23 protein-coding genes are annotated in these 19579 nt (G+C 54.8%); 13 read left to right on the forward strand and 10 right to left on the reverse strand.

Annotation, left to right across the window (positions count from 1 at the left end):
• Positions 1-419: 419 nt before the first annotated feature.
• The gene (locus NYE48_RS02585) at positions 420-713 is read right to left on the reverse strand and encodes a MazG-like family protein (protein ID WP_340996712.1); all 294 of its coding nucleotides are present in this window, start codon (positions 711-713) and stop codon (positions 420-422) included.
• 66 nt (positions 714-779) lie between these two features.
• A complete protein-coding gene (locus NYE48_RS02590; RefSeq protein ID WP_340996713.1) occupies positions 780-2096 on the reverse strand; it encodes an outer membrane protein assembly factor BamB family protein in 1317 nt (438 codons plus the stop codon).
• 385 nt (positions 2097-2481) lie between these two features.
• On the opposite strand from NYE48_RS02590, the gene NYE48_RS02595 reads away from it, so the two are divergent.
• The 9 genes from NYE48_RS02595 (at position 2482) to NYE48_RS02635 (ending at position 7946) form a co-directional block, all read left to right on the forward strand.
• The gene (locus tag NYE48_RS02595) at positions 2482-2697 is read left to right on the forward strand and encodes a hypothetical protein (RefSeq protein WP_036714239.1); all 216 of its coding nucleotides are present in this window, start codon (positions 2482-2484) and stop codon (positions 2695-2697) included.
• Positions 2698-2728: 31 nt separating this feature from the next.
• Entirely contained in the window at positions 2729-3436 is a 708-nt protein-coding gene (locus NYE48_RS02600) for a hypothetical protein (protein WP_212948750.1), read from the forward strand.
• Positions 3433-4629 (forward strand): glutathionylspermidine synthase family protein, encoded by a 1197-nt coding sequence (locus NYE48_RS02605; RefSeq protein WP_340996715.1) that lies wholly within the window; start codon positions 3433-3435, stop codon positions 4627-4629. The genes NYE48_RS02600 and NYE48_RS02605 overlap by 4 nt, the downstream gene beginning before the upstream one ends.
• Positions 4630-5292, forward strand: coding sequence for a signal peptide protein (locus NYE48_RS02610; RefSeq protein WP_340996716.1), 663 nt, complete (start codon positions 4630-4632; stop codon positions 5290-5292).
• Positions 5289-5681 (forward strand): DUF350 domain-containing protein, encoded by a 393-nt coding sequence (locus NYE48_RS02615; RefSeq protein ID WP_340996719.1) that lies wholly within the window; start codon positions 5289-5291, stop codon positions 5679-5681. Before NYE48_RS02610 ends, NYE48_RS02615 begins: the two co-directional genes overlap by 4 nt.
• A 92-nt stretch (positions 5682-5773) precedes the next feature.
• The gene (locus tag NYE48_RS02620) at positions 5774-6754 is read left to right on the forward strand and encodes a potassium channel family protein (RefSeq protein WP_340996720.1); all 981 of its coding nucleotides are present in this window, start codon (positions 5774-5776) and stop codon (positions 6752-6754) included.
• Positions 6755-6948: 194 nt separating this feature from the next.
• Positions 6949-7359, forward strand: coding sequence for a hypothetical protein (locus tag NYE48_RS02625; RefSeq protein WP_340996721.1), 411 nt, complete (start codon positions 6949-6951; stop codon positions 7357-7359).
• A gap of 51 nt (positions 7360-7410) precedes the next feature.
• Complete coding sequence (locus NYE48_RS02630; protein ID WP_340996722.1) at positions 7411-7578, forward strand: hypothetical protein; 168 nt, start codon at positions 7411-7413, stop codon at positions 7576-7578.
• Positions 7575-7946: a hypothetical protein gene (locus tag NYE48_RS02635; RefSeq protein WP_340996723.1), complete on the forward strand. Its 372-nt coding sequence runs from the start codon at positions 7575-7577 to the stop codon at positions 7944-7946. Before NYE48_RS02630 ends, NYE48_RS02635 begins: the two co-directional genes overlap by 4 nt.
• A 61-nt stretch (positions 7947-8007) precedes the next feature.
• On the opposite strand, the gene NYE48_RS02640 is transcribed toward NYE48_RS02635, so the two are convergent.
• Complete coding sequence (locus NYE48_RS02640) at positions 8008-8430, reverse strand: GNAT family N-acetyltransferase (protein WP_212948758.1); 423 nt, start codon at positions 8428-8430, stop codon at positions 8008-8010.
• Between the two features lie 175 nt (positions 8431-8605).
• Here NYE48_RS02640 and NYE48_RS02645 point away from each other — a divergent pair, with 175 nt between their 5' ends.
• Entirely contained in the window at positions 8606-9307 is a 702-nt protein-coding gene (locus NYE48_RS02645; protein WP_340996724.1) for a Type 1 glutamine amidotransferase-like domain-containing protein, read from the forward strand.
• Between the two features lie 122 nt (positions 9308-9429).
• Positions 9430-10719, forward strand: a complete 1290-nt coding sequence (locus NYE48_RS02650; protein WP_340996725.1) for an amidase family protein — start codon at positions 9430-9432, stop codon at positions 10717-10719.
• Between the two features lie 274 nt (positions 10720-10993).
• On the opposite strand, the gene NYE48_RS02655 is transcribed toward NYE48_RS02650, so the two are convergent.
• Both NYE48_RS02655 and NYE48_RS02660 read right to left on the reverse strand, forming a co-directional pair.
• Positions 10994-11956 (reverse strand): L-lactate dehydrogenase, encoded by a 963-nt coding sequence (locus tag NYE48_RS02655; RefSeq protein ID WP_036708640.1) that lies wholly within the window; start codon positions 11954-11956, stop codon positions 10994-10996.
• Positions 11957-12107: 151 nt separating this feature from the next.
• On the reverse strand, positions 12108-12374 hold the full coding sequence (locus NYE48_RS02660) for a hypothetical protein (protein ID WP_156124541.1): 267 nt from the start codon (positions 12372-12374) through the stop codon (positions 12108-12110).
• 204 nt (positions 12375-12578) lie between these two features.
• On the opposite strand from NYE48_RS02660, the gene NYE48_RS02665 reads away from it, so the two are divergent.
• Positions 12579-14351, forward strand: coding sequence for an FUSC family protein (locus tag NYE48_RS02665; protein ID WP_340996728.1), 1773 nt, complete (start codon positions 12579-12581; stop codon positions 14349-14351).
• 76 nt (positions 14352-14427) lie between these two features.
• On the opposite strand, the gene NYE48_RS02670 is transcribed toward NYE48_RS02665, so the two are convergent.
• From NYE48_RS02670 to NYE48_RS02690, 5 genes are all read right to left on the reverse strand, one after another.
• Positions 14428-15606, reverse strand: a complete 1179-nt coding sequence (locus NYE48_RS02670) for an NAD(P)/FAD-dependent oxidoreductase (protein WP_212948768.1) — start codon at positions 15604-15606, stop codon at positions 14428-14430.
• A gap of 37 nt (positions 15607-15643) precedes the next feature.
• The gene (locus tag NYE48_RS02675; protein WP_036708648.1) at positions 15644-16084 is read right to left on the reverse strand and encodes a DUF1641 domain-containing protein; all 441 of its coding nucleotides are present in this window, start codon (positions 16082-16084) and stop codon (positions 15644-15646) included.
• 469 nt (positions 16085-16553) lie between these two features.
• Entirely contained in the window at positions 16554-17090 is a 537-nt protein-coding gene (locus NYE48_RS02680; protein WP_052146896.1) for a CcdC family protein, read from the reverse strand.
• Between the two features lie 98 nt (positions 17091-17188).
• Entirely contained in the window at positions 17189-17767 is a 579-nt protein-coding gene (locus NYE48_RS02685) for a TetR/AcrR family transcriptional regulator (RefSeq protein ID WP_212948770.1), read from the reverse strand.
• A gap of 1 nt (position 17768) precedes the next feature.
• Entirely contained in the window at positions 17769-18485 is a 717-nt protein-coding gene (locus tag NYE48_RS02690) for an MBL fold metallo-hydrolase (protein ID WP_340996735.1), read from the reverse strand.
• Between the two features lie 484 nt (positions 18486-18969).
• Between NYE48_RS02690 and NYE48_RS02695 the strand changes: the two genes are divergently transcribed.
• The gene (locus NYE48_RS02695) at positions 18970-19575 is read left to right on the forward strand and encodes an RNA polymerase sigma factor (protein WP_212948773.1); all 606 of its coding nucleotides are present in this window, start codon (positions 18970-18972) and stop codon (positions 19573-19575) included.
• Positions 19576-19579: the final 4 nt, after the last annotated feature.

Here is a 19579-nt window from a genome sequence, read left to right on the forward strand (position 1 = left end):
GCCGTTTCTTCGTTATATCGCTGCTTTCTGTACCGGTACAGATTCTGTTTGCAACTGTTGCCCGCGGAGGGGAAAAGCGTCATCCGGTTTATTCTTGGGGAATGGAATAACATCCGCCGAAACTTAAGGCCGGTCAACCGGAAAGGCGCCTTGGGCGCTTCAGAGTGTCGAGAAAGTCCAACGGACTTTTCGACACTCTATTTTTTATATGGGGAATCATATCTTTTAAAATAAAAATCGATTTAAAGCGCTCTGAGACCCCTACTTCAGTGACCGACGAGGCAATTTTAAACCCCCTGCAAAAAAACAGGGGGTTTCTCGACAGCCTGAGGCGCCTTGGGCGCCTTTTTCGTTGTTATACAAAACGGTGTGCGATAGCATTGCCGGTCGATCTAGTATAGCGGCATAGCGTTGTTGTCTTAAGTCATCACCGAGCTCCATTTATCGACTTTTTTGCTAAGAACGTCTTGAAGCTCATTTTCATCCTCGCTCAGCTTGTAAAATAGCGCCAAAGCGACCAGGATGACATCCACGCATTCTTCCTTCACGTCAGAGAGATCCAGCTTTTTATATTCGCTGCCGCTTGCCTGCCTGTAAGAAAGCATCGCTTGCGAAGTTTCCCCGACCTCTTCGGTCAATTTCAGGACCATTTGCTCCAGCGTTTTCTTTTCCTTTTCACTTAATGCCTTGATTTTTTGCAGTAATCGTTCCACGGTTCGTCTCCTCTTGAAGAATCGTTATATATCTAAGATTGTACCATGTTTCAGCCGTTCGAGACGTTAACGCAGCGCCTTCGGCACCTGTACCGCAATCAGCCTCCCGTTATCCTGGGCCTGGATGATCAATGTGCTGCCGCTGCGCAGGGTCGGCCCGTAATTGCGTGACCCGGTGTTCACGGTAAAGTCGGGCGCGGTTGTCTGCAGGTTGTATCCATGAAATACGCCGTCGCTTTGCCCGATATACACGCCGTTGCCGTAGATTTCGGTCCGTACGACCGGGTTGTCGGCCCCCCACTGGACTTCCTGGCCGTCTACGAGCTTCATGCCTCCAATGGAATACCCATCGTAGATCGAAAAATAAATCCTGCCGGCATGCACCGATCCCGTTAAATCGATGGGGTAGGATGGTTTATTCCACTTTTTCACCGGTTTGCCGTTCTTCTCGTAGTGCGCGAAATCGTATTGGTGGATGGCATCTTCCGTCACAAGATACAGGTCATTGCCGCTGAGCAGCATGCTGCCTGCGAATCCCGCGGAACGGGAGTTGTTCGTACGGTTCCAGGAGTAGACCCGTTCGCCGACCTTTTCACCGGTTTTGGCATTGAATACGGATAGGGTGATGTGAGGAGGTTCGTCCGGATCCTCTTCATCAAATAAAGACGCTTCCCTTCGGGAATACACCAGCCCGTCCCGGACGGCAAGGGGTTCTGCCTGGAACGGGGCCTTCCATAAGGTTTTGCCCGTTTTTTTGTCGATGGCTTTAAGCTGCGAATAGGAATATGCTCCGGAAATGCTATTGGACATAAAAATGATGCCTTCCGCTTCCAGGGACAGATGGCCTGCCGTTTCCGCCTGATCCTCGACCGCCTTCCAGCGCGGTTTGCCTGTCGCCGCATCCAAAGCGATGAGGGTTTGCTTTTTCGTGACGTATACCGTATCACCGATCACGATCGGCTCGTCCGCATCCGACAGACCTGCAGCCGTTTTCCATAACTCTTTGCCCGTTTTGGCATGGAGAGCATACACATGTCCGTCTTCTCCGACGCCGTAGGCCGTTCCTTTCAAGTACTGCACCGAGGGCTTCAGGTTGCTGCCGTAGGCAAAGGCCTTTTTGCCCGTGGCCAGATTCAGCGCGATCAGCTTTTTCCCGGAAAAAGCAAGAACCGTTCCGTCATCGGTGACGGCGGCCTTCGAGCCGGGATCGACCGCTGCGGTCCACAGCGGCTTTTGCACGGGAGCCTTGATGGCCTGACCGCCCGAAAAACCGGCCGATACGGCCGGAGCATCGGCATGGATTGCCGCCGGCAGGGAGACCGTGCCGCAAAGCAAAGTTGCCGTCAGGGCAGTTGCATGGATAAGCTTGGTTTGTTTCTTCATGATCATTGCGCCTCGTTTCCGCCATTATTTTTGGAATTTTGATAGGGTCACGGATGCCAAAATTTAACCGATCCTTAAATTAAACGCAATTTCCAATATAAGGTTGCTGATCGGCCAGGCAAAAAAAGGTTAAGATGGACGAAAGGCTTTCTTTCATTCCGGAAAGCGGCGGCCGGGACGATCCATTTTTTTATTGCGTTTCGAATAAAGAGGTTTTATGCTGATAAATGCATGTTTCCATATTATGAGAGGGCTTGCTTTTCAGAGATGAGATAGCAAAACGACAATTTTTTCGAAAAAATGGAAACGGGAGATGGAACGGACCACGGTTTTCTTACGTATCAAAAGACATATCGATCAATTCAGAACAAGGGGTGGAGGCACAATGGGCAACGACATGAGCGTCATTTTAATCGAAAAAACGCCAAACGGCGAACTGCGCCACATCGAAGAGCGCAATTGGAGCATGAATATGGTGGCGGCGCTGGAGCATGTGAATTATCTCGTCGTCAAAGGCCAGGAGTACGAAACGATCGAGGGCAGATTAAACGTGGACGAAGGCAAGCTGGAGCTGCTTCTCGTCCGGATTCGCAATGAATAGCCATCCAAGCGGGCAGAAAGGAGGAACAGACATGACGAACGAACAACAGCCGCAGGACAAGGACAAATACCCGGCCAAGCTGTTTACGCCGGACGGCAAGCCGGTTCGGGTGTTATCCACGTCGCTGGGCGTGGCGCTTTTAGCAAACGCTTTTTTGCTGGCGGGTGGAGTAACAGCGGACTCTGCAAGCGCGGCCGGGGAATCGGCGGATGAGCCGAAGCTCGTCGCATGGTCGACCGAGGAAGTCAAAGCCTATTTCGACAAAAATGTCGACTGGAACATCCCGCTTCCCGAAGAAATCGAAAAAGAGGGGGAACCGCAGGCCGGAAGCTCGGGCGGCAGCGGAAGCGGAGGAACGACGGTCATCAACAATTACGGCGCAAGCCATTCGGGGTTCGGCTGGGACGACTTGCTGCTGTACCATTTTTTGTTCAACAGCGGATCCAGCTACCAGCCCAGCACGTATTACGATAACCGCAAAACGTATTATACCGGCACGTCGCAAAGCTATAAGCCGCGCTCCTATTCCAGCGGCACGTTCCAAAACAAGCAGGTCGTCGGGTCGACGGTTACGCCAAAAACCTCCCGTTCGACGGGTTCGATCACCCGGCGCGGCACCTCTTCAAGCTCCGGCGGCATCGGCGGCAAATCGAGCGGCTACAGCTCGTCCGGCTCCAGCTCGAAATCCAGCATCTTTTCGGGATCAAGATCCAGCTCGAGGAGCGGATTCGGCGGATGACGGGCAGCGTATTCGAAGTGCTTAAGCCGGGCGGGCACCGCCGCCAGGAACGGGTCGAAGAGCTCGCGAAGCTGGGCTTCACCTGGGCCAACCTGGAGGATGAGGAGTATTGGCTCGATCAGCTCGTCGTGATGAACCGGGATACGTACGCAGAACTTGAACAAGCGTCGGCCCGTTTATGGCGCATCTTGGACCGGACGGTGCGTTATATCCACGGGAACAGGGCGCTGTACGAACTCATCGGCATCCCGCCGATTTTGTGGGATATGCTCGACATTTGCCCGATTCCCGAGGAGAACCTGATCAGCCGCTATGCGCGTTTTGATTACGCCGTTTCGCATGACGGGAGCATCAAGCTGTACGAACTCAATGCCGATACGCCGACCGGTTATGTGGAAGCATCGATCGCAACGCCGTGGATGTGCCGGGAAGCCGGCATCGATTCGCCCAATGTCCGCATGAAGGACCTTGTAGCCGCGGCTTGGGGCGCGGAGCGTCCGGATACCGCCGCATGCGTCGCTTACGGGGAGCATCTGGAGGACTCCGGTACCATCGAAGCGCTGGTGCGCCACAGCGGGCTGGACATTCGGTGCGTCGACTGCCTGGAGCTTACCATCGATCATGGCGTCGTCAAGGACGGCAGCGGACGGGAAATCAAGCGGATGTTCGCCTTGTATCCGAAGGAATGGATGGCCGTTGACGACGGGGGCGACGCGCTTGCTTATGCGATCGAGACGGGCAAGCTGACGCTGTTCAACCCGCCCCACAGCATCCTGCTGCAGTCCAAAGGGCTGATTGCCGCGGCTTGGGGGCTGTTTGAGCTGGGGTTATTGTATACCGCCGAAGAGCGGGAGACGATCGAAAAATATCTTTTGCCGACGTACAACAAGCCCGTATTCTCGGGGAATTACGTCTCCAAATCGATGTTCGGGCGCGAGGGCGGCTCCGTGCAGATGTTCGACGGCAGCGGGGAGCTGGAAATCAAGGATGAGGACGGCTTTGACACCAGCGAGCTGTTCCCTTCCGTCTATCAGATGAGGGCCAATCTTCCGGAAATCGAGACGGTGGCCGGAACGCGGCGCCTGCTGACGGGGATGTTCATGATCAACGGGCAGCCATGCGGCCTGCTGGGCAGAGCCGGAGGGCTGATTACGGGAAATACGAGCCATTTTATAGCGATCGGAGTGAGATAGATGACAAGAAACGGAAAGAAACACCCGCGTTCCGGGCATACCTTCAGGCTTGCGGCCGTTTTGGCGCTTTTCATGCTGGCCTTGCTGCTTCTGAGCGCCTGTTCGGACAATGAGCAATCCGTGTTTCACTCGGGTTCCTCGGCGGACGGGCAGGACATGGTGTCCCGCGTGCCGTGGGATTACCGGATCATTGAAGGCAGCGTCGGCGATTTGATCGGCAGCGACATGACCGTATTGCCGGACAACGAGCTGATGCCGAACGACGGGAACTATGCGACGGGGGACAAAATCTGGGTCCTGCAATACATGGATGCGGAAATGACGACGGATTCCAGCCAGCGCAGCAGCGTCCATTTGTCCTCCTGGAGCACGATCAAAACCTTCAAATCTCAGGCGGAAGCCAAAAAGGACATGGCCAATCTGAAGATCCCCGTCACGACGGAAATCGATCTGGTTGGCGTGTACAAAACGCAGTACAAGGACAAAACGCGGAACTTCGCCGTGCTGGAGCTGCCTTCCGGCAACCGGATCAAGCAGCCGATCGACGACGCGCGCTACAAAGCATTGGAGAAGAAAAAGAAAGTATCCGTGAAGCTTGAAGAGATTCATGATTTTGCCGACTACGATTCGGCATACGCAAAATTCAGGGGGTGGGCGAGTTGACCGTCGTCGTTAATCTGGTCATAAGTGTACTTGTCATCATTGTGCTGCAGCTGCTGGGCATGCTGATTTTCAGCTGGATGACGCCGTTTAAGGATATGGAGGAACTGAAAAAGGGAAATGTGGCCGTAGGGCTCGCGCTTGGCGGCAAATTCATGGCCACGGCGATCATCTTGGGCGTTGCGGCTTATACCAACACGTCGATCTGGTTTTTGGCGATGTGGTTTGCCGTCGGTTACGTATGTTTGATCGCGGCGTATTGGATATTCGAACTGGTCACGCCGAGCTTCAAAATCTCGGAGTCCCTGAAGCAAGGAAACGTGGCCGTGGCGACGCTGCTGTGCATGGTGTTCATCGGAACGGCCTTTGCCATCAGCAGTTTGATCGTTTAACGGTGTTGCAATCATCCTGATATAAAAGCTCGTCTTCAGAAGGGAAGAGGCAAGTGCATTTTTTTCTCCAATTATCCGCACGCATGATGCGTATGCGCAAAACGACCCTGGCCCTGATCGTATTTTTTTTCGTGACGGGCAGCGCAACCATCGCTTATCTCCTGGAGCAATCCACGTTTGGCACCTGGTTTAACGCCCTGTATTGGGTGATGACGACCATGGCCACCGTCGGGTACGGCGACTTTTTCGCCACGACGGTTGGGGGCAAGCTGTTCACGCTGTTTTTGTACATTTTCGGCATCGGTCTTCTCAGCTTGGTCATCGGCAAAGTGATCGATTCCATCGGAAGCATTCAGCGGCAGAGGGAGGCAGGAACCTTGAGTTACCACGGACGGGATCACGTCATCATTATGAACTGGAGCAAAAAGGCGAAATCCGCCGTCCAAGAAATTTTGACGTACGACGAAAAAGCCCAAATCGTCATTATCGACGAGCTGGAGCGGCATCCGATCAAGGATCTGCACCAGGTGCATTTTATCAGCGGCGATCCATCGGCGGAGGATGTGTTGCGGAAAGCGGGGTTGGAAACGGCGAAGGCCGCCATTGTTTTCGCGGATACCCGGATCGAAGATACTTCCTTGATCGACGGCAAATCGCTGATGATCGCCTCCAGCATCGAACGGATCGCTCCGCAGGTGCATACGACGGTCGAGATCATGCATGAAAAGCACATCCAAAATTTCCGGTTCGTCCAGGTGAACGAATTTGTGCTCTCCCATGACGCCATCTCCAGCCTGGCGGTGCGCGCCGCCCTTCAGGAAGGGAATTCCGCGGTGATCAACCAGCTGATCAGCCGCGAACAGGGGGACGACATCTACGAGGTTCCGCGGAAATCGGAGTGGCGGACTTACGGAGACGCTTTTCAGGATTTGCTCCGGCAGGGGGCAACCTTGCTCGCCGACCGCAGCGACCTGTCCATCAACCGCAGGCTGAACGACCCGATTCCTTCCGAGGCCCGGCTGTATGTGGTATCGGATGAAGCGACGTACCGGCGCATTGCGGGCAAACCATAATGGAAGAAACGGCATCGATACATTACCAAAATAGGCAGGATTCGCCCGGCAGCTTGTGGAAGCAAGTTTGGCGGGCGTTTTTATATCCGGCTTTGGCGTCATTCGTCGAACATCCTATAGGTAGAGCCGAAGCGAGACGCATACATATGAGACAGATGCAGGGAAAATAACACCTATAAGCGAGGGGGAGTTTGGTGGATTTACGTCCTTATCCAAATTTGTGGATTTTCATGGCGTCCAATCTATTGATGTTCGGATTGTTTTGTTTCCGGCTTGTTCTGGATATCCAACTCCAGGTTATGCCTGCATTTGCATGGCTCTCCTTCCTTGTCTGCCTGGGCAGTTTGACGGGGATCCTGTTCACGGGAGCGGACCTGGCGACCAAAAAGCAGGAGCGTTTCCAAGGGAAAGTCATCAATATAGAAGGCCAGATCATCCATGTCTTAACGACGGAAAACCGGCTGAAACGGCTTCGAATCAACGCTGCCTGGGCGCGCGAAAGGCTGAAGGCCGATCAGGAAGTGGAAATCAGGCTGACTCATTATACAAAAATGCCGGTAAGCATAACGGTTTTGAAGGATTCTGCGCGGACGGAAACGGAGTAGGCGCGTGGAAAGGGCAGAGATTCGTTATTTTTTTGAAAGGATGCATGCAGCATGAACCAAACCATATATGAAGATTGGAACGGCCACAACATCAAGTTGACCTGGTTGCCCGGAGACGAGCCGCCCGATCCCGCGCTGGTGACGAGCGTGCACGGCATTTGCCTGCATCAGGGGCTTGTTCTTGCCGTGCATGTGCAGGGCCGGGGGGCGGAAGCGTGAAAAAACAGATCGTTTTATGGAGCGGCATCGGTATCGTCTTTCTTGCGGCGATCACCGCGGGTTCCTACGTCCAAAATATCGGAGTCAAAAACATCAAGCTTATGTATGCGCTGCATGCGACCGACAAGACGATCGTTTTGATGGATCAAGGTTTGAACGGAACCGTTAATTACCTGACAAGAGCTAAGGATCCGGCCGAATTAGTAAAACAAAAGATGAACAAGGAAGGCTGGAGTTATACCGAACAGGAGGGGGCGGGCTATTTTTTCGAAAAAGACCGGCAGCGCTGCATTGTGACCGTCAGGCAGTGGAACCACAGCTATTTTATACTATCGGTTGAAAAGAATCTCGTCGATCTTGCGGGATAAGTTTCCAAAAAGCGGGGAAAGAACTTGCCGGCATGGCGGCCGGCGGGTTCTTTTTTGCGTTTTATTGCGGATGGGTTCGCCCGGATTGATGCTCGTAGTTGCGAATCAGCATCCCCTGGGCTTTCCGCATGCCGAGTTTTTCGTAGAATGGCTGGAGATCGGGATCGCAGAGCAGATCCACCATGTAAATTCCTTTCAGCTTCTCGATCATCCGCCGGGTCAGCTCTTGTCCGATTCCCTGTTTCTGATAGGCGGGAACGACCTCCAGCAGCGGGATATAGGCCGTCAGCACGCCGTCCGACAACGCGGTGATAAATCCGACGACTTTCCCCGTTTGCTCATCCTTGGCCAATATGCAAGAAGACGCATTGCGGAGAATCTGCATAAAAACGGCATAAGAAGGCGGGTTCGGCCACCCGTCGAAAAATCCCTCCGCCAGCGAAGCTTCGGTAATATCGCGTAAATGATCCTGATATTGAATCATGTGATGTTCCTCCTCCTGAACCGGTTCTCTACACCTTACCTTGATTTCGCGCCGTAAACAACCGTTTTAACGATTTTTTAGGTAGCGCCATGAATCTTGGGGCTGTTATGATGGGAGGAGAAATTTGGAATGTTTCCCGCTTCGCGTTCGATGCGGGCTGAAAGAAGGAGATTCCATGAGACAGGTGATTGCGCTTGGCGGAGGCGGTTTTTCCATGGAGCCGGACAATCCGCTGCTGGACCGATATATTTTGAGCCAGTCCGCGGCCCGTAAGCCCAAGGTATGTTTTATCCCGACGGCCAGCGGGGACGCGGAAGGTTACATTGAGGGGTTTCGCAAAGCTTTTTCGGCGTTCGACTGCATTCCTTCCCATCTGGCGCTGTCCCGGCCGCCTGCAGTCGACTTGGAGGATTACGTTTTGGAAAAGGATATCCTTTACGTGGGCGGAGGCGATACCGTGCGGATGCTGGAGACCTGGCGGGAACACGGTTTGGACCGCATCCTTCGGCAGGCGTGGGAGCAGGGCGTCGTGCTGGCGGGCCTCAGCGCAGGTTCCATGTGCTGGTATGAAGAGGGAGTCAACTGCGATGATGACGGGCAGGCGAACGTTGTCCAAGGATTGGGTCTTATCCCCGGGAGCCACAGTCCGCATTACGACTCGGAGCCGGAGTACAGGCGGGGGTATCATGAGCTGCTGCGCAGCGGCCGAATCCGCGCAGGCGTCGGCGTAAGCGATGGAGCGGGCATTCATTATATCGGCTGCAGAATTCACCGGGTCGTCGGTTCGCGGCGGGATGCCCGGATCTACGGGGTCGAAGCCTTTGACGGCAAAGTCGCGGAAACGGAGATGATTCCCGAATATTTGGGAACGCTTTAAGACGGGGCGTTATGCAAAATACGACAGGCCAATCTGAAAGATCAGCGCCAATTATACATAGGGAGTGGGTTTCTCGTGTTGGATGAAGCCATGCTCTACTTAAAACCCGGGGGTGAGGACAAATGGAAAATCCGCTGAATATCGAGGAATGGATCGTGGAGCTGGATATCCGCAGCATGCAAGCTGCAATGGAATCGGGCGAAACCACCTCCGAAGAAATCGTCAAAGCCTATCTGAAACGGATTGAGCGCTACGACGGCAAGCTGAAATCCATCATAGAAGTGAATCCGGCTGCCGTGAGGATCGCAAGGGAGCTCGATGACGAACGTTACGAAAAAGGAACCCGGGGGCCGCTCCATGGCATCCCCCTGCTCTTAAAGGATAACATCGATACCCGCGACGCGTTGCATACCAGCTCCGGCTCGGGCGCAGCCGTGGCGGCAAACCTGGCGGCCGCGGCGATCGGCACGGAAACGTCCGGGTCGATCATCAGCCCGGCCAGCCAGCAAATGCTGGTCGGCATCAAGCCGACGGTCGGGCTGGTCAGCCGTTCGGGCATCATTCCGATCACGCACACGCAGGATACGGCCGGACCGATGGCCCGAACCGTCGCCGATGCCGCGATCCTGCTGGGGGCCATGACCGGAATAGATGAGCGGGACCCGGCCACGCAGGCAAGCGCAGGCCGGTTTTTGCAGGATTATACGCCATTTCTTGACGCTTCCTCCTTAAAGCAGGCGCGCATCGGCATTCCGAGGCATTATTTCCGTGACCTGGATCCGGCCCGAAAGGCCGTCCTCGAAGCGGCGATCGAAGCGCTGCGCAGGGAAGGGGCAACGATCATCGATCCGGTAGAGCTCCCTTGTCAGGATGCGTCCTGGAACGGAAACGTGCTGGTCTACGAATTCAAAAAGGGCGTCAACGATTATCTCGCGCAGCTTCCTGAAAGCATTCCCGTTCATACGCTGGCCGAAGTGATCGCGTTCAACAACGGGCACGCCGACCGGTGCCTGAAATACGGGCAGGACCTGCTGGAGAAATGCGAAGCGACCAGCGGGACCCTAACCGAACCGGAATATTTGGAGACGCTCCGTTACAATCAGGAGATGTCGCGGGCTAAGGGAATCGATTACGCGCTTGAAACTTACCGTCTTGACGCGTTACTGTTCCTCGGCTGCGACGAAGGGGACGATATCGCGGCCAGAGCTGGCTACCCGGCGATGACGGTGCCGGGAGGTTACGCGGAGGACGGCGTCATCGCTCCGGGAGGCTACATCACCCAAGGCCCCGTCGGAATAACGTTTGTCGGAACCGCGTTCAGCGAACCGACGCTGATCAAGATTGCCTATGGATACGAGCAGGCGACCCGACACCGCGTACCGCCGGATATGAGCAGGCTGGAGGAGCAGTAACAGCCTCATCGTTCGGATCATCGCCGGCCCTGCAAGCGGAAAGGGGATTTCTTCGGAACACGCTGGTTGCAGCTCCGCCGCACTTGGAACAGAAGGGTCGCGAGATTCCGCGAAGGCCGTACCGGATTCGAATCGCTTGATCTTCCGGCCGATGAAAAAGGAGCCGTTCCCCCGCCCATCCGGATGCCGGAAAGCGGGGGAGGCTCCTTTTATTATTTGTGTTCACGCAAGCTGCGAACGAGGATGATGGCCGTGACGGCAACGGATGGTTAACTTAACGTATAGGCTCGAGATGGAGACCTTCCAAATTGCGGCGGATCAGGGCGCAGGAATCCTCGAACCGCTTCCGTTCGTCTTCGCTTAACTTAAGCTCCAGCAGTTCCTGAATGCCGTCGCTGCTAATGATGGCCGGAACCCCGGCGCACACGCCGTGTTCGCCGTACTCCCCGTCGAGTATGGCGGATACGGCGATGATTTTATGTTCGTCGTTCAGGACGGCACGGGTAATATGGGCGATGGCGCTGCCGATCCCGAAATGGGTCGATCCCTTCCGCGTGAAAATTTCCCACCCGGCATCCTTCGTTTTGCGCGCGATATCGTTCAAATCGACATGCTTGAAACGTTCCGGGTGCTGCTCCAAAATATCGAGGATCGGCTTGCCGCCGATCGTGACGTGCGACCATGCGACGAATTGCGATTCGCCGTGTTCGCCCAACGCATACCCGCTGACGCTGCGCGGATCGATGGAAAAGACGTCCGAGAGCAGCGTTTTGAGCCGCGAAGTATCGATGGAAGTGCCCGTACCGATGACGCGGTGGCGCGGAAAACCGGTAAGCTTCCAAATCATGTACGTAACGAGATCCACCGGATTGGCGGCCGTGATGAAGATCCCCTGAAAACCGCTCTCCACGATCGGCGTCACGATTTGACGCGTAATTTCGGCGGCTTCGGCCAGGACGTCCATCCGGTTTTGCCCCGGCTTCGGATTGGCGCCGGCCGTCAGGATGACGACGTCGACGTCGGCGCAGTCCGCATAGGTTCCTGCGTACACGGTCGTCCGCGTATGCGTAAAATCGATGCAATGCGACAAGTCCAGCGCCTGGGCAAGTGCCCGGTCGTATGTGCGGTCGATCATCATGATCTCGTCGCAGATGGATTGGTTGATCATCGCGTAAGCGCAGCTGGATCCGACCATGCCGGAGCCTACGACGGCAACTCTTCTTCTTTTGCGTTTCATGTTTCATTCGCTCCTTCAACCCTATTGTACACGAGATTGTGATAAAAATCCCATAATCGGCCGCTTCGGCGGAATTCGGCCCATTACGGCCCTAAACCGATAAAAACCGGCAGCGCGGCGGCTTCCGGTGAGAGTCCTTTTGGAGCTTCGTTCAGGGGGCAGGAGGACTCCAGGGCCGCCGGATCCAAATGCCTGGCCGCAGCCTTAAAAAAAGACCCCGACAGCGTAAATATCTGCATAAATGCGTCCCGATGGAGCTCCCCAAAATCGCGATCGTTTCGTGTCCGTTGATCCGTCTGAGCCCGGCATACAGGGCGGTGCTGAACATCACGTCAACGATGACGAACTTTGCCAGATCCGCGCGCGTAAATACCCAGACCTGAAACTCCTTTTGGTGAATCCCCGCAAGCTTTCGCATGCCGCCCTCCTTCCCTTTCGCCATAAATCCCTCGCTTTTTTAGGATATATCAAAGCAAAACGTTTGAGAACACGCGGACAAGATCGAATTTTGTTCGGCGGTCATACTTTCTTCGTCCCATGGCCATATTGAAAATAATAGCAAGCTGCTTTTTATGTAAAGCATGGTAGGTCCTGCATTCGGCAGAGAAGGGAAGAAATCGGCATGAGTCCGCAAAAGCACCACACGTCCTTGATCCATTCCATCGTCCGCCAGGCGCTGGAATTCAAAAAAGCTCCGCTGCCGTGGGGCAGGGCGGTCGGCGCCGGCATCAGCCTGGGCCTGCCCTCGCTGATCGGCCTGCTCGCGGGGCGTTTCGATTACGGCCTGCTGGCGGGAACGGGCGGTTTTACCTATCTGTATGCATCGAACGAGCCGTATTTCATCCGGTCGAGAAAGCTTGCCTTTGTGATGCTGGGCATCGCCTTTTCGGTGTTTTGCGGTTCGCTGCTGTCGACGTATCCGGTGCTTTCCGGGTTAGTGATGGGGCTGATCGGAGCGGTCGTGACCTTCGTGTTCGGCGCGCTGAAATTTAAGGGGCCGGCAGCGCTTTTTTTCGTATTGAGCTTTGCGATTGCTTCCGGTACGCCGCATAACCCGTCCGAAGCGGCCATCCGGGGGACGCTGGTCCTGTTGGGCGGAGCGCTGGCTTGGCTGATCGCGATGGCCGGCTGGCTGACCCGTCCGCACGGCCCCGAAATGCAGGCCATACGCCGGATATATGCCCAATTGGCCAATATGATGGAAGCCGTCGGTACCCGCGATTACGAAAAGGCGAGGCATGAGACGTTGATCGCCATGGTGGAGGGGGAGCCGATGTTTGCGGTGAGAAGGCATGTTTGGAAGGAAACGGAGCTGATTCGCCGGCTGGAGAGACTGTTTAACCAGGCCCATGTCATCTACCAGGAGACGGATACATGGCAGCTGCAAAGAAAGGAACCCCCTCCTGACACTGTAAGCAGCGTCGTCCGCAGCGTTTCGGGGCTGGGGACCGAAACGGGGAAGCTTCGGACGGAGGGATTGATGGTTCCGGACGATGCGCAGTCCCATGCCCTGCTGCAATCGGTGCTCGGGTTGTCCGCGATTCTGGAAGGGGTCCCGGATGGCCGACGGGAGGGAGAAAGAATGACCGGGACGCCGCTCCAAAGCATTTTTCTTGAGGCCTTCGACAAAAATTCGCTCGTATTTCTGCTCTCGCTCCGGTTCGGCATCATTTTGGCGTTTGCCGCTTTGGCCGCCCATGCCTTTAACTTGAACCGGTCGTATTGGGTTCCGCTCTCCTGCGCTGCGGTCATGCTGGGTTCCACCGTCATTGCCACGTTCCACCGGGCCATTCAGCGCTCGCTGGGGACGATGATCGGCATATTGGCGGCAAGCGCGATTTTGTGGGCGCACCCGCAAGGCATCGTCATTTCGCTTGCGATCATGCTGTTTTCGTTTTTTGCCGAGCTGCTGATCGTCCGGAATTACACGCTGACGATGATGTTCGTGACGCCGAATGCGCTTCTGATGGCGGCGGCAGGTTCCCATATCGAACATGTGGGGTATTTTGCGGGGACGCGCATGGCGGACGTCGTGACCGGGAGCTTGATCGGCTTGGCAGGGGTGCTCATCCTTGGCAGAACATCCGCATCAAGCCGGATTCCGTACTTGATGGGCAGGGCGATCCGCAGCCAATCGCAGCTTTTGGCCGTCCTCTTTACGGGACAGATCGAAACGGGCCTGCCGGTGGAAAGCCGCGAACAGCGGTCCATGAAAACCCATCTGGCCAACCTGACGACCGTTTACGCCACGGCGCTGGGCGAACTCCCGCGGAACGAGAAGGAGCTGCAGCGGCTCCTGCCGATTCCGGAGCTGCCCGGGCTTGAGGGCATCCCGAAAGTCCGCCACGATCTGTTATGGATGCAGGCCGCGCTTGAAAAAAGCCTGGCATCGTAAAAAAAACAGGGTATCCCCGGTCGCCAAGACCGTGAGGATACCCTGTTTGCCGCTTCAAGCGGTCGTCGGTATGAGATTAGTAAGCCAGCGTGTACAATGCTTTGATGTGGGAGAGGTAACGGATGTTACTTGCTTCCTTCATCAGCGTTGCCGGCAAACCTTTCAGCGAAATGTTGTTTTCGCCGATGGTTGCAACGGCGTCTTTGCGGCCCAGGCTGGCCAGCGTACCGGAGTTTACCGGAGCAAACGTTTCGAACGCCTTGTCGTTCAGGAACGCATACAGGTTGTAGCCGATCAGCTCGCCCATTTGCCACGCGATTTGCGCGGTTGGAGGGTAAGGACGTCCGGTTTCGTCGAAGTATACGGCACTGTCGCCGGCAACGAATACGTCTTTATGGGACGTGGATTGCAGGAACTCGTTGACGGTTGCGCGTCCGCGGTTGACCTCCAGGCCGGATTCGCCGACAAGCGGGTTGCCTTGCACGCCGCCGGTCCATACGAAGGTGTTGGTGACGATTTTTTGGCCGTCTTTCAGGTCGACCACGTTGCCTTCCACGTTCGTTACAGGCAGTCCGGTCAAGAACGTTACGCCGCGGTTTTCAAGGCTTTGGGTCGCGCGCTCGATCAGATGGTCAGGAAGCACAGGCAAAATTTTAGGGCCGGCTTCAACGAGCATCAATTTGATTTCGCTGCGGTCAATGCCGTATTTTTTGGTCAGGTTTGGCAGGATGTCGGCGATTTCGCCCACGAGTTCGACGCCGGTCAAACCGCCGCCGCCGATCAGGATCGTTGCGTCAGCCGGATCTTTGGATTGGGAGTAAGCTTGGATGCGTTCTTCGATATGGCGGTGGATGCGTTTGGCATCGTCAGCGGATTTGAGCACCATGCTGTATTTGTCGAGTCCAGGAATGCCGAAGTAAGCGGTGATGCTGCCGAGGCCGACGACAAGCGCGTCGTAAGTCAGCTTGGAACCGTCCGAAAGCTTCACTTCCTTGTTGTCTACGGAGAAAGACTCGACCTTGGCGATTTTCAGATCGATGTCTTTGCCTTTGAACAGCTTTTCAAGCGGCATGGCGATCGCCTTTTCTTCGATGCTGCCCGCAGCCAGGCGGTGAAGCTCGGTAATGATTTGGTGAGTCGGATATTGGTTCACCACGGTCACGCGCGCTTGGTCTTTGTTCATGTATTTGCGAACGGTCAGCGCGGAGAGGAGTCCGCCATATCCTGCACCCAAAATGACAATATGTTTTGACATAGTTTTTCCTCCGTCCTTACCTAAATATTAAAGTGGATTATTTTTGTTCTTTGGCGTTTTCAGCAGAGACTTGGAGATACGCGTTCACGAAACGGAACATTTTTTGCGCTTGAGGGTCTTTCAGCATTTTGAGCAGGCCAAAAAGACCGATCACTTCTTGACTGCTTTCTGCGCGGTCTTTTGCTTCGATCACGTTTGCGGCGACGGATTTCACCGATTTGATGACCGGGGTGGCCATCTCTTGAATGGCTCCGACGGTGTCGCTTTTCAGCGTTTTATCCGTAGCGACGGCTTGTGCGAAATCGTAAGACTTTGTCAATACATTCACAAGCTCGGTCAGCTTTGGAAGATGGTTGACCAGTGTGGTCAAAGACTCCTGAACCTCGGGCTTGAGCAGCTGGTCCAGCAAATCGTGTTGATCTTGGCTGACAGGCGCATTCGCTTGTTCAGTCTTTGCATCAGTAATAGTTTCCGACATGTCCATTTCTCCTTTGCGTAAGCAGCAGTGCTTAATTTTATTTTAAAAAGGGCTAATAGACCCTTTTTGGGCAGAGGGGTCTAGAAGCAACAGACCTTCCTCAAGTGAAAAAGGCCGCAATCTAACTCATCATTACCTATGTTAACATAATGTTCACCAAAAGGATAATGAGGCATTTCAAGCCTTACGCACAAATTGTGAAGTTTTACACAAGTATACGTCTTCTTGGTCCGAATCTCTCTGTTTTCCTCCATTTTTGTGCGCAAATTGTGATAAATTCAACAAAGTGTCGCTGAACGGATGAAACATGTTGCCACTTTTTGTCCTTCTCCCCTAGGTTCTGCATTTCCATAATGCAATATACCTTTGAATGCAGCAAGATGCAAGGGGAAGGGGCTCCGTCCCGAATAAAAAAACGCCTTCTGCGGCGGGCCGCGGAAGACGGTGAAAGGATGCGTAAATATCGTTGTTATTTTGCATTCGTCGAGGTCGGGGGTTCCGGGGACAGCGGGGGGCTTTGCAGTTCGCCCGACGCTTCAATGGAGCGGTATTGTTTCAGCATGAACACTCTCCAGCGGACGATCATGCCGAACGCCAGCAAGAAAAACAGGGCGCCGGACTGCGGAATCGAAACATACTCGTCGATCACCTGATGAAGCACGGTACGGACGATCAGCAGAACGAACAAGATGACCACGAAGCTTTTGGAACGTCTGGCGAACACCTGGCCCTCCGATACCTCGAATTTGGTGCTGCGAATGAGCGGATATGAAAATATGAACCAGCCGACAAGGAAGGCGGCCAACGCCCAGAGCCACGGAACCCGGACTTGCGGCGCCACGAACATCAGGAAGCCGGTGGCCATGCCTAGCGGCGGAATAATGATTTTTTTGATCGTTACCGGTCTGTTGCTGGCCTTCAAGCGGACAAAAATGACCAGAAGAGCCATCAATAAAGCCCCTACGGTGGATCCGATTTGAAGATATGAGGGACTGATATGAGCCACGTTCAAGACTCCTCTCTTCTTAATGATATAATTAATCACGTATAACTATATTATATCACACCCGGCAAGAAGTAAACTTGAACGCCATATGACATTCCTTACTTATGGATCGGCTTTTTGCTCGTGTGCAGCCCTTCCAAAAAAGCCCGCAAAACGTATTCCACGCTTTCATCCACCTTCAGGTCCATTTGAAACCCTCCGTGCTGCTCAAGCGACGCAAACCCGTGCAAAAGGCTGCGCAGGCCGCGGATCGCGTGCAGCGTTTCCGTTTCGCCGAGCCCGTAAGGCTCCATAATCCGCAAAAAGAGGTTCAACAGCTCCTGTTTCGCCGATTCCAGCTCTTCGTGCCGCTGCGTGTTTACCTTATAAAAGGCTTCGTACAACCCGGGGCGGGAACGTGCGAACCGGAGGTAAGCGCCGCATAAGCTGAGGATCGCATCGTCGCCCGTTTTGCCGATAACCGCGTCCCGCGTCGTTTCGACGAGCAAGCGGATGCAGTGAACGGTCAGCGCGGCCCGCAAATCGGGAAGGCCGTTCACGTGGTTATACAGGGAAGGCGAACGCACCTTCAGCTTTTGCGCAAGCGCAGCCAAGGTCAGCGAATCCAGTCCGGATTCGTCGGCGATTTCGGCAGCGGCAACGAGGAGGGTGTGACGGTCGAGGCCCATTTTCGCCATCTTATTTCACCTCCCGAAAAGCGGCTTCGGCCCGCAGAATGGCCTGGTTCATGGCAGCGGCGGGCTGCTCCAGCATCCGGCCGTGGCCGACGGCCAGCCAGGACGGCTTCAGGCCGGCCAGGCGGCGGGCGCTTGCCAATGCGGCTTCTTTATTCCAGGTCGCCATCGCGGGGAAAGGGAAAAGCGGCCGCGTGTCGCCGGATACGGCCATGCCGCCCCGGATTTGGAACGCGTCGCCGGCGATCAGGACGCCGCTCCGGGTATCGTAGAAGGCCATATGGCCGGGCGTGTGCCCCGGAGAGGCGATGGCCAGGAGGGAACCGGTCCGATCCCCGTCCGCCAGGAGGCGATCCGGTTTCGTACGGACTTTTTGCGGGACGTCCCCCTTGATCGGCGTTTGCGGTTCTCCCGCTTCCAGGGCGCGGCTGCCGGCCAAAAGGGCTTGATCCCGGCGCGATATAAGCACTTCGGCGTTCGGGAGGGCTTCCTTTAATCCGTCCAAAGCCCCGACATGGTCTCCATGCGCATGGGTGAGCAAAATGCGGGTAATCGGTTTGCCGAGCGAATCCGCGGCGTTGAGAATCCCCTTCAGGCTGAACGGCATGCCGGCGTCGATCAGGGTCAGGCCGTCCGCTTCTTCGACGAGATACACGTTGACGGGGAACAGGCGGGGCAAAAAGGAAAGCTGGGTGACTTGATGAACGGTCGCTTTTTTCATGAAAATCATCCTCCCATACGCTAAAACTAATCTTATTAGCATTATAACTAATGACATTAGTTTTGGCAATCATTTATTTTCCAAAATCTACCCATTTTTTGTTAAGGCATCTTCAACGTTCGATTCCGGACGCTCTCCGGGCACAACGTTATAGTTGGGCGAATGCGTTTCACGCCAAGGCTGCTTGGCGGAAAGCCGCTGCTCGGATGTTTGCAGAATTCTCTTTCAAAAAAGCGTTTTTAAAAGGACAAAATCATACTATAATGGGAATTGTAAACCCTTTCATATGTCTAATCTGATTTGGGCCCTTCATTCGGAGGGCTCCTTTTTTTCGGGGTTCCCCGCAGAAGCGCCCGAACCGGCTTGCAGCCCGGGTCCGCTTGACGGGGACTTTTTGCATAAAAAGCGAGAGGAAAAACCCGCCTCCTTCGTCTACTAGATATGTAAAATGGTCAGAGGAAGAGAGAGTCAGGGGAGGATCGTTATGATAGACCCGTCACGGGACGCTGCGCTGGTCAAACAGGTGCTTGCCGGACATAAGGACAGCTTTGCGCAGCTGGTCGATACGCATAAAAACAAAATATACGGTTTGCTTCTGGGCATGGGGGCAAGCCCGCAGGACGCCCAGGATTATACGCAGGAAGCTTTTCTGAAGGCTTACCGCAAGCTGGCAAGCTTCAGGGAAGACTCCAGCTTCGCCTCATGGCTGTACACGATTGCCGTGAACGTCATGCGGGACGCGATGCGGAAAAAAAAAGACCTGCTGGCGGATGACGGCGTCCTTGGCGAGGGAAGGCACCATGCCGAAACGCCGGAATTAGCCTTTCTGCGCAAGGAGACCGGCGGAGAAGTGCAGCAGCTCATCAACCAACTGCCCGAAAAATACCGCATCGTGCTGCTGCTGCGATATACGAACGAGCTCAGTTACGAAGAAATCGCCGGGATTGCCGGCATTAAAGTAAACCAGGTGCGGAACCGGCTTCACCGAGCCAAGAAGTCCTTATGCAAAATGGTCAAGGATAAGGAGGGGATAAAGCATGAAATGCTGGAATCTGTCTCAGACAAGAGAATTCATTCGGTCTGGAAATAACGCA

Source organism: Paenibacillus sp. FSL M7-1455, assembly GCF_038004655.1.
In the GTDB taxonomy this organism is placed as follows: Bacteria; Bacillota; Bacilli; order Paenibacillales; family Paenibacillaceae; genus Paenibacillus_AQ; species Paenibacillus_AQ cookii.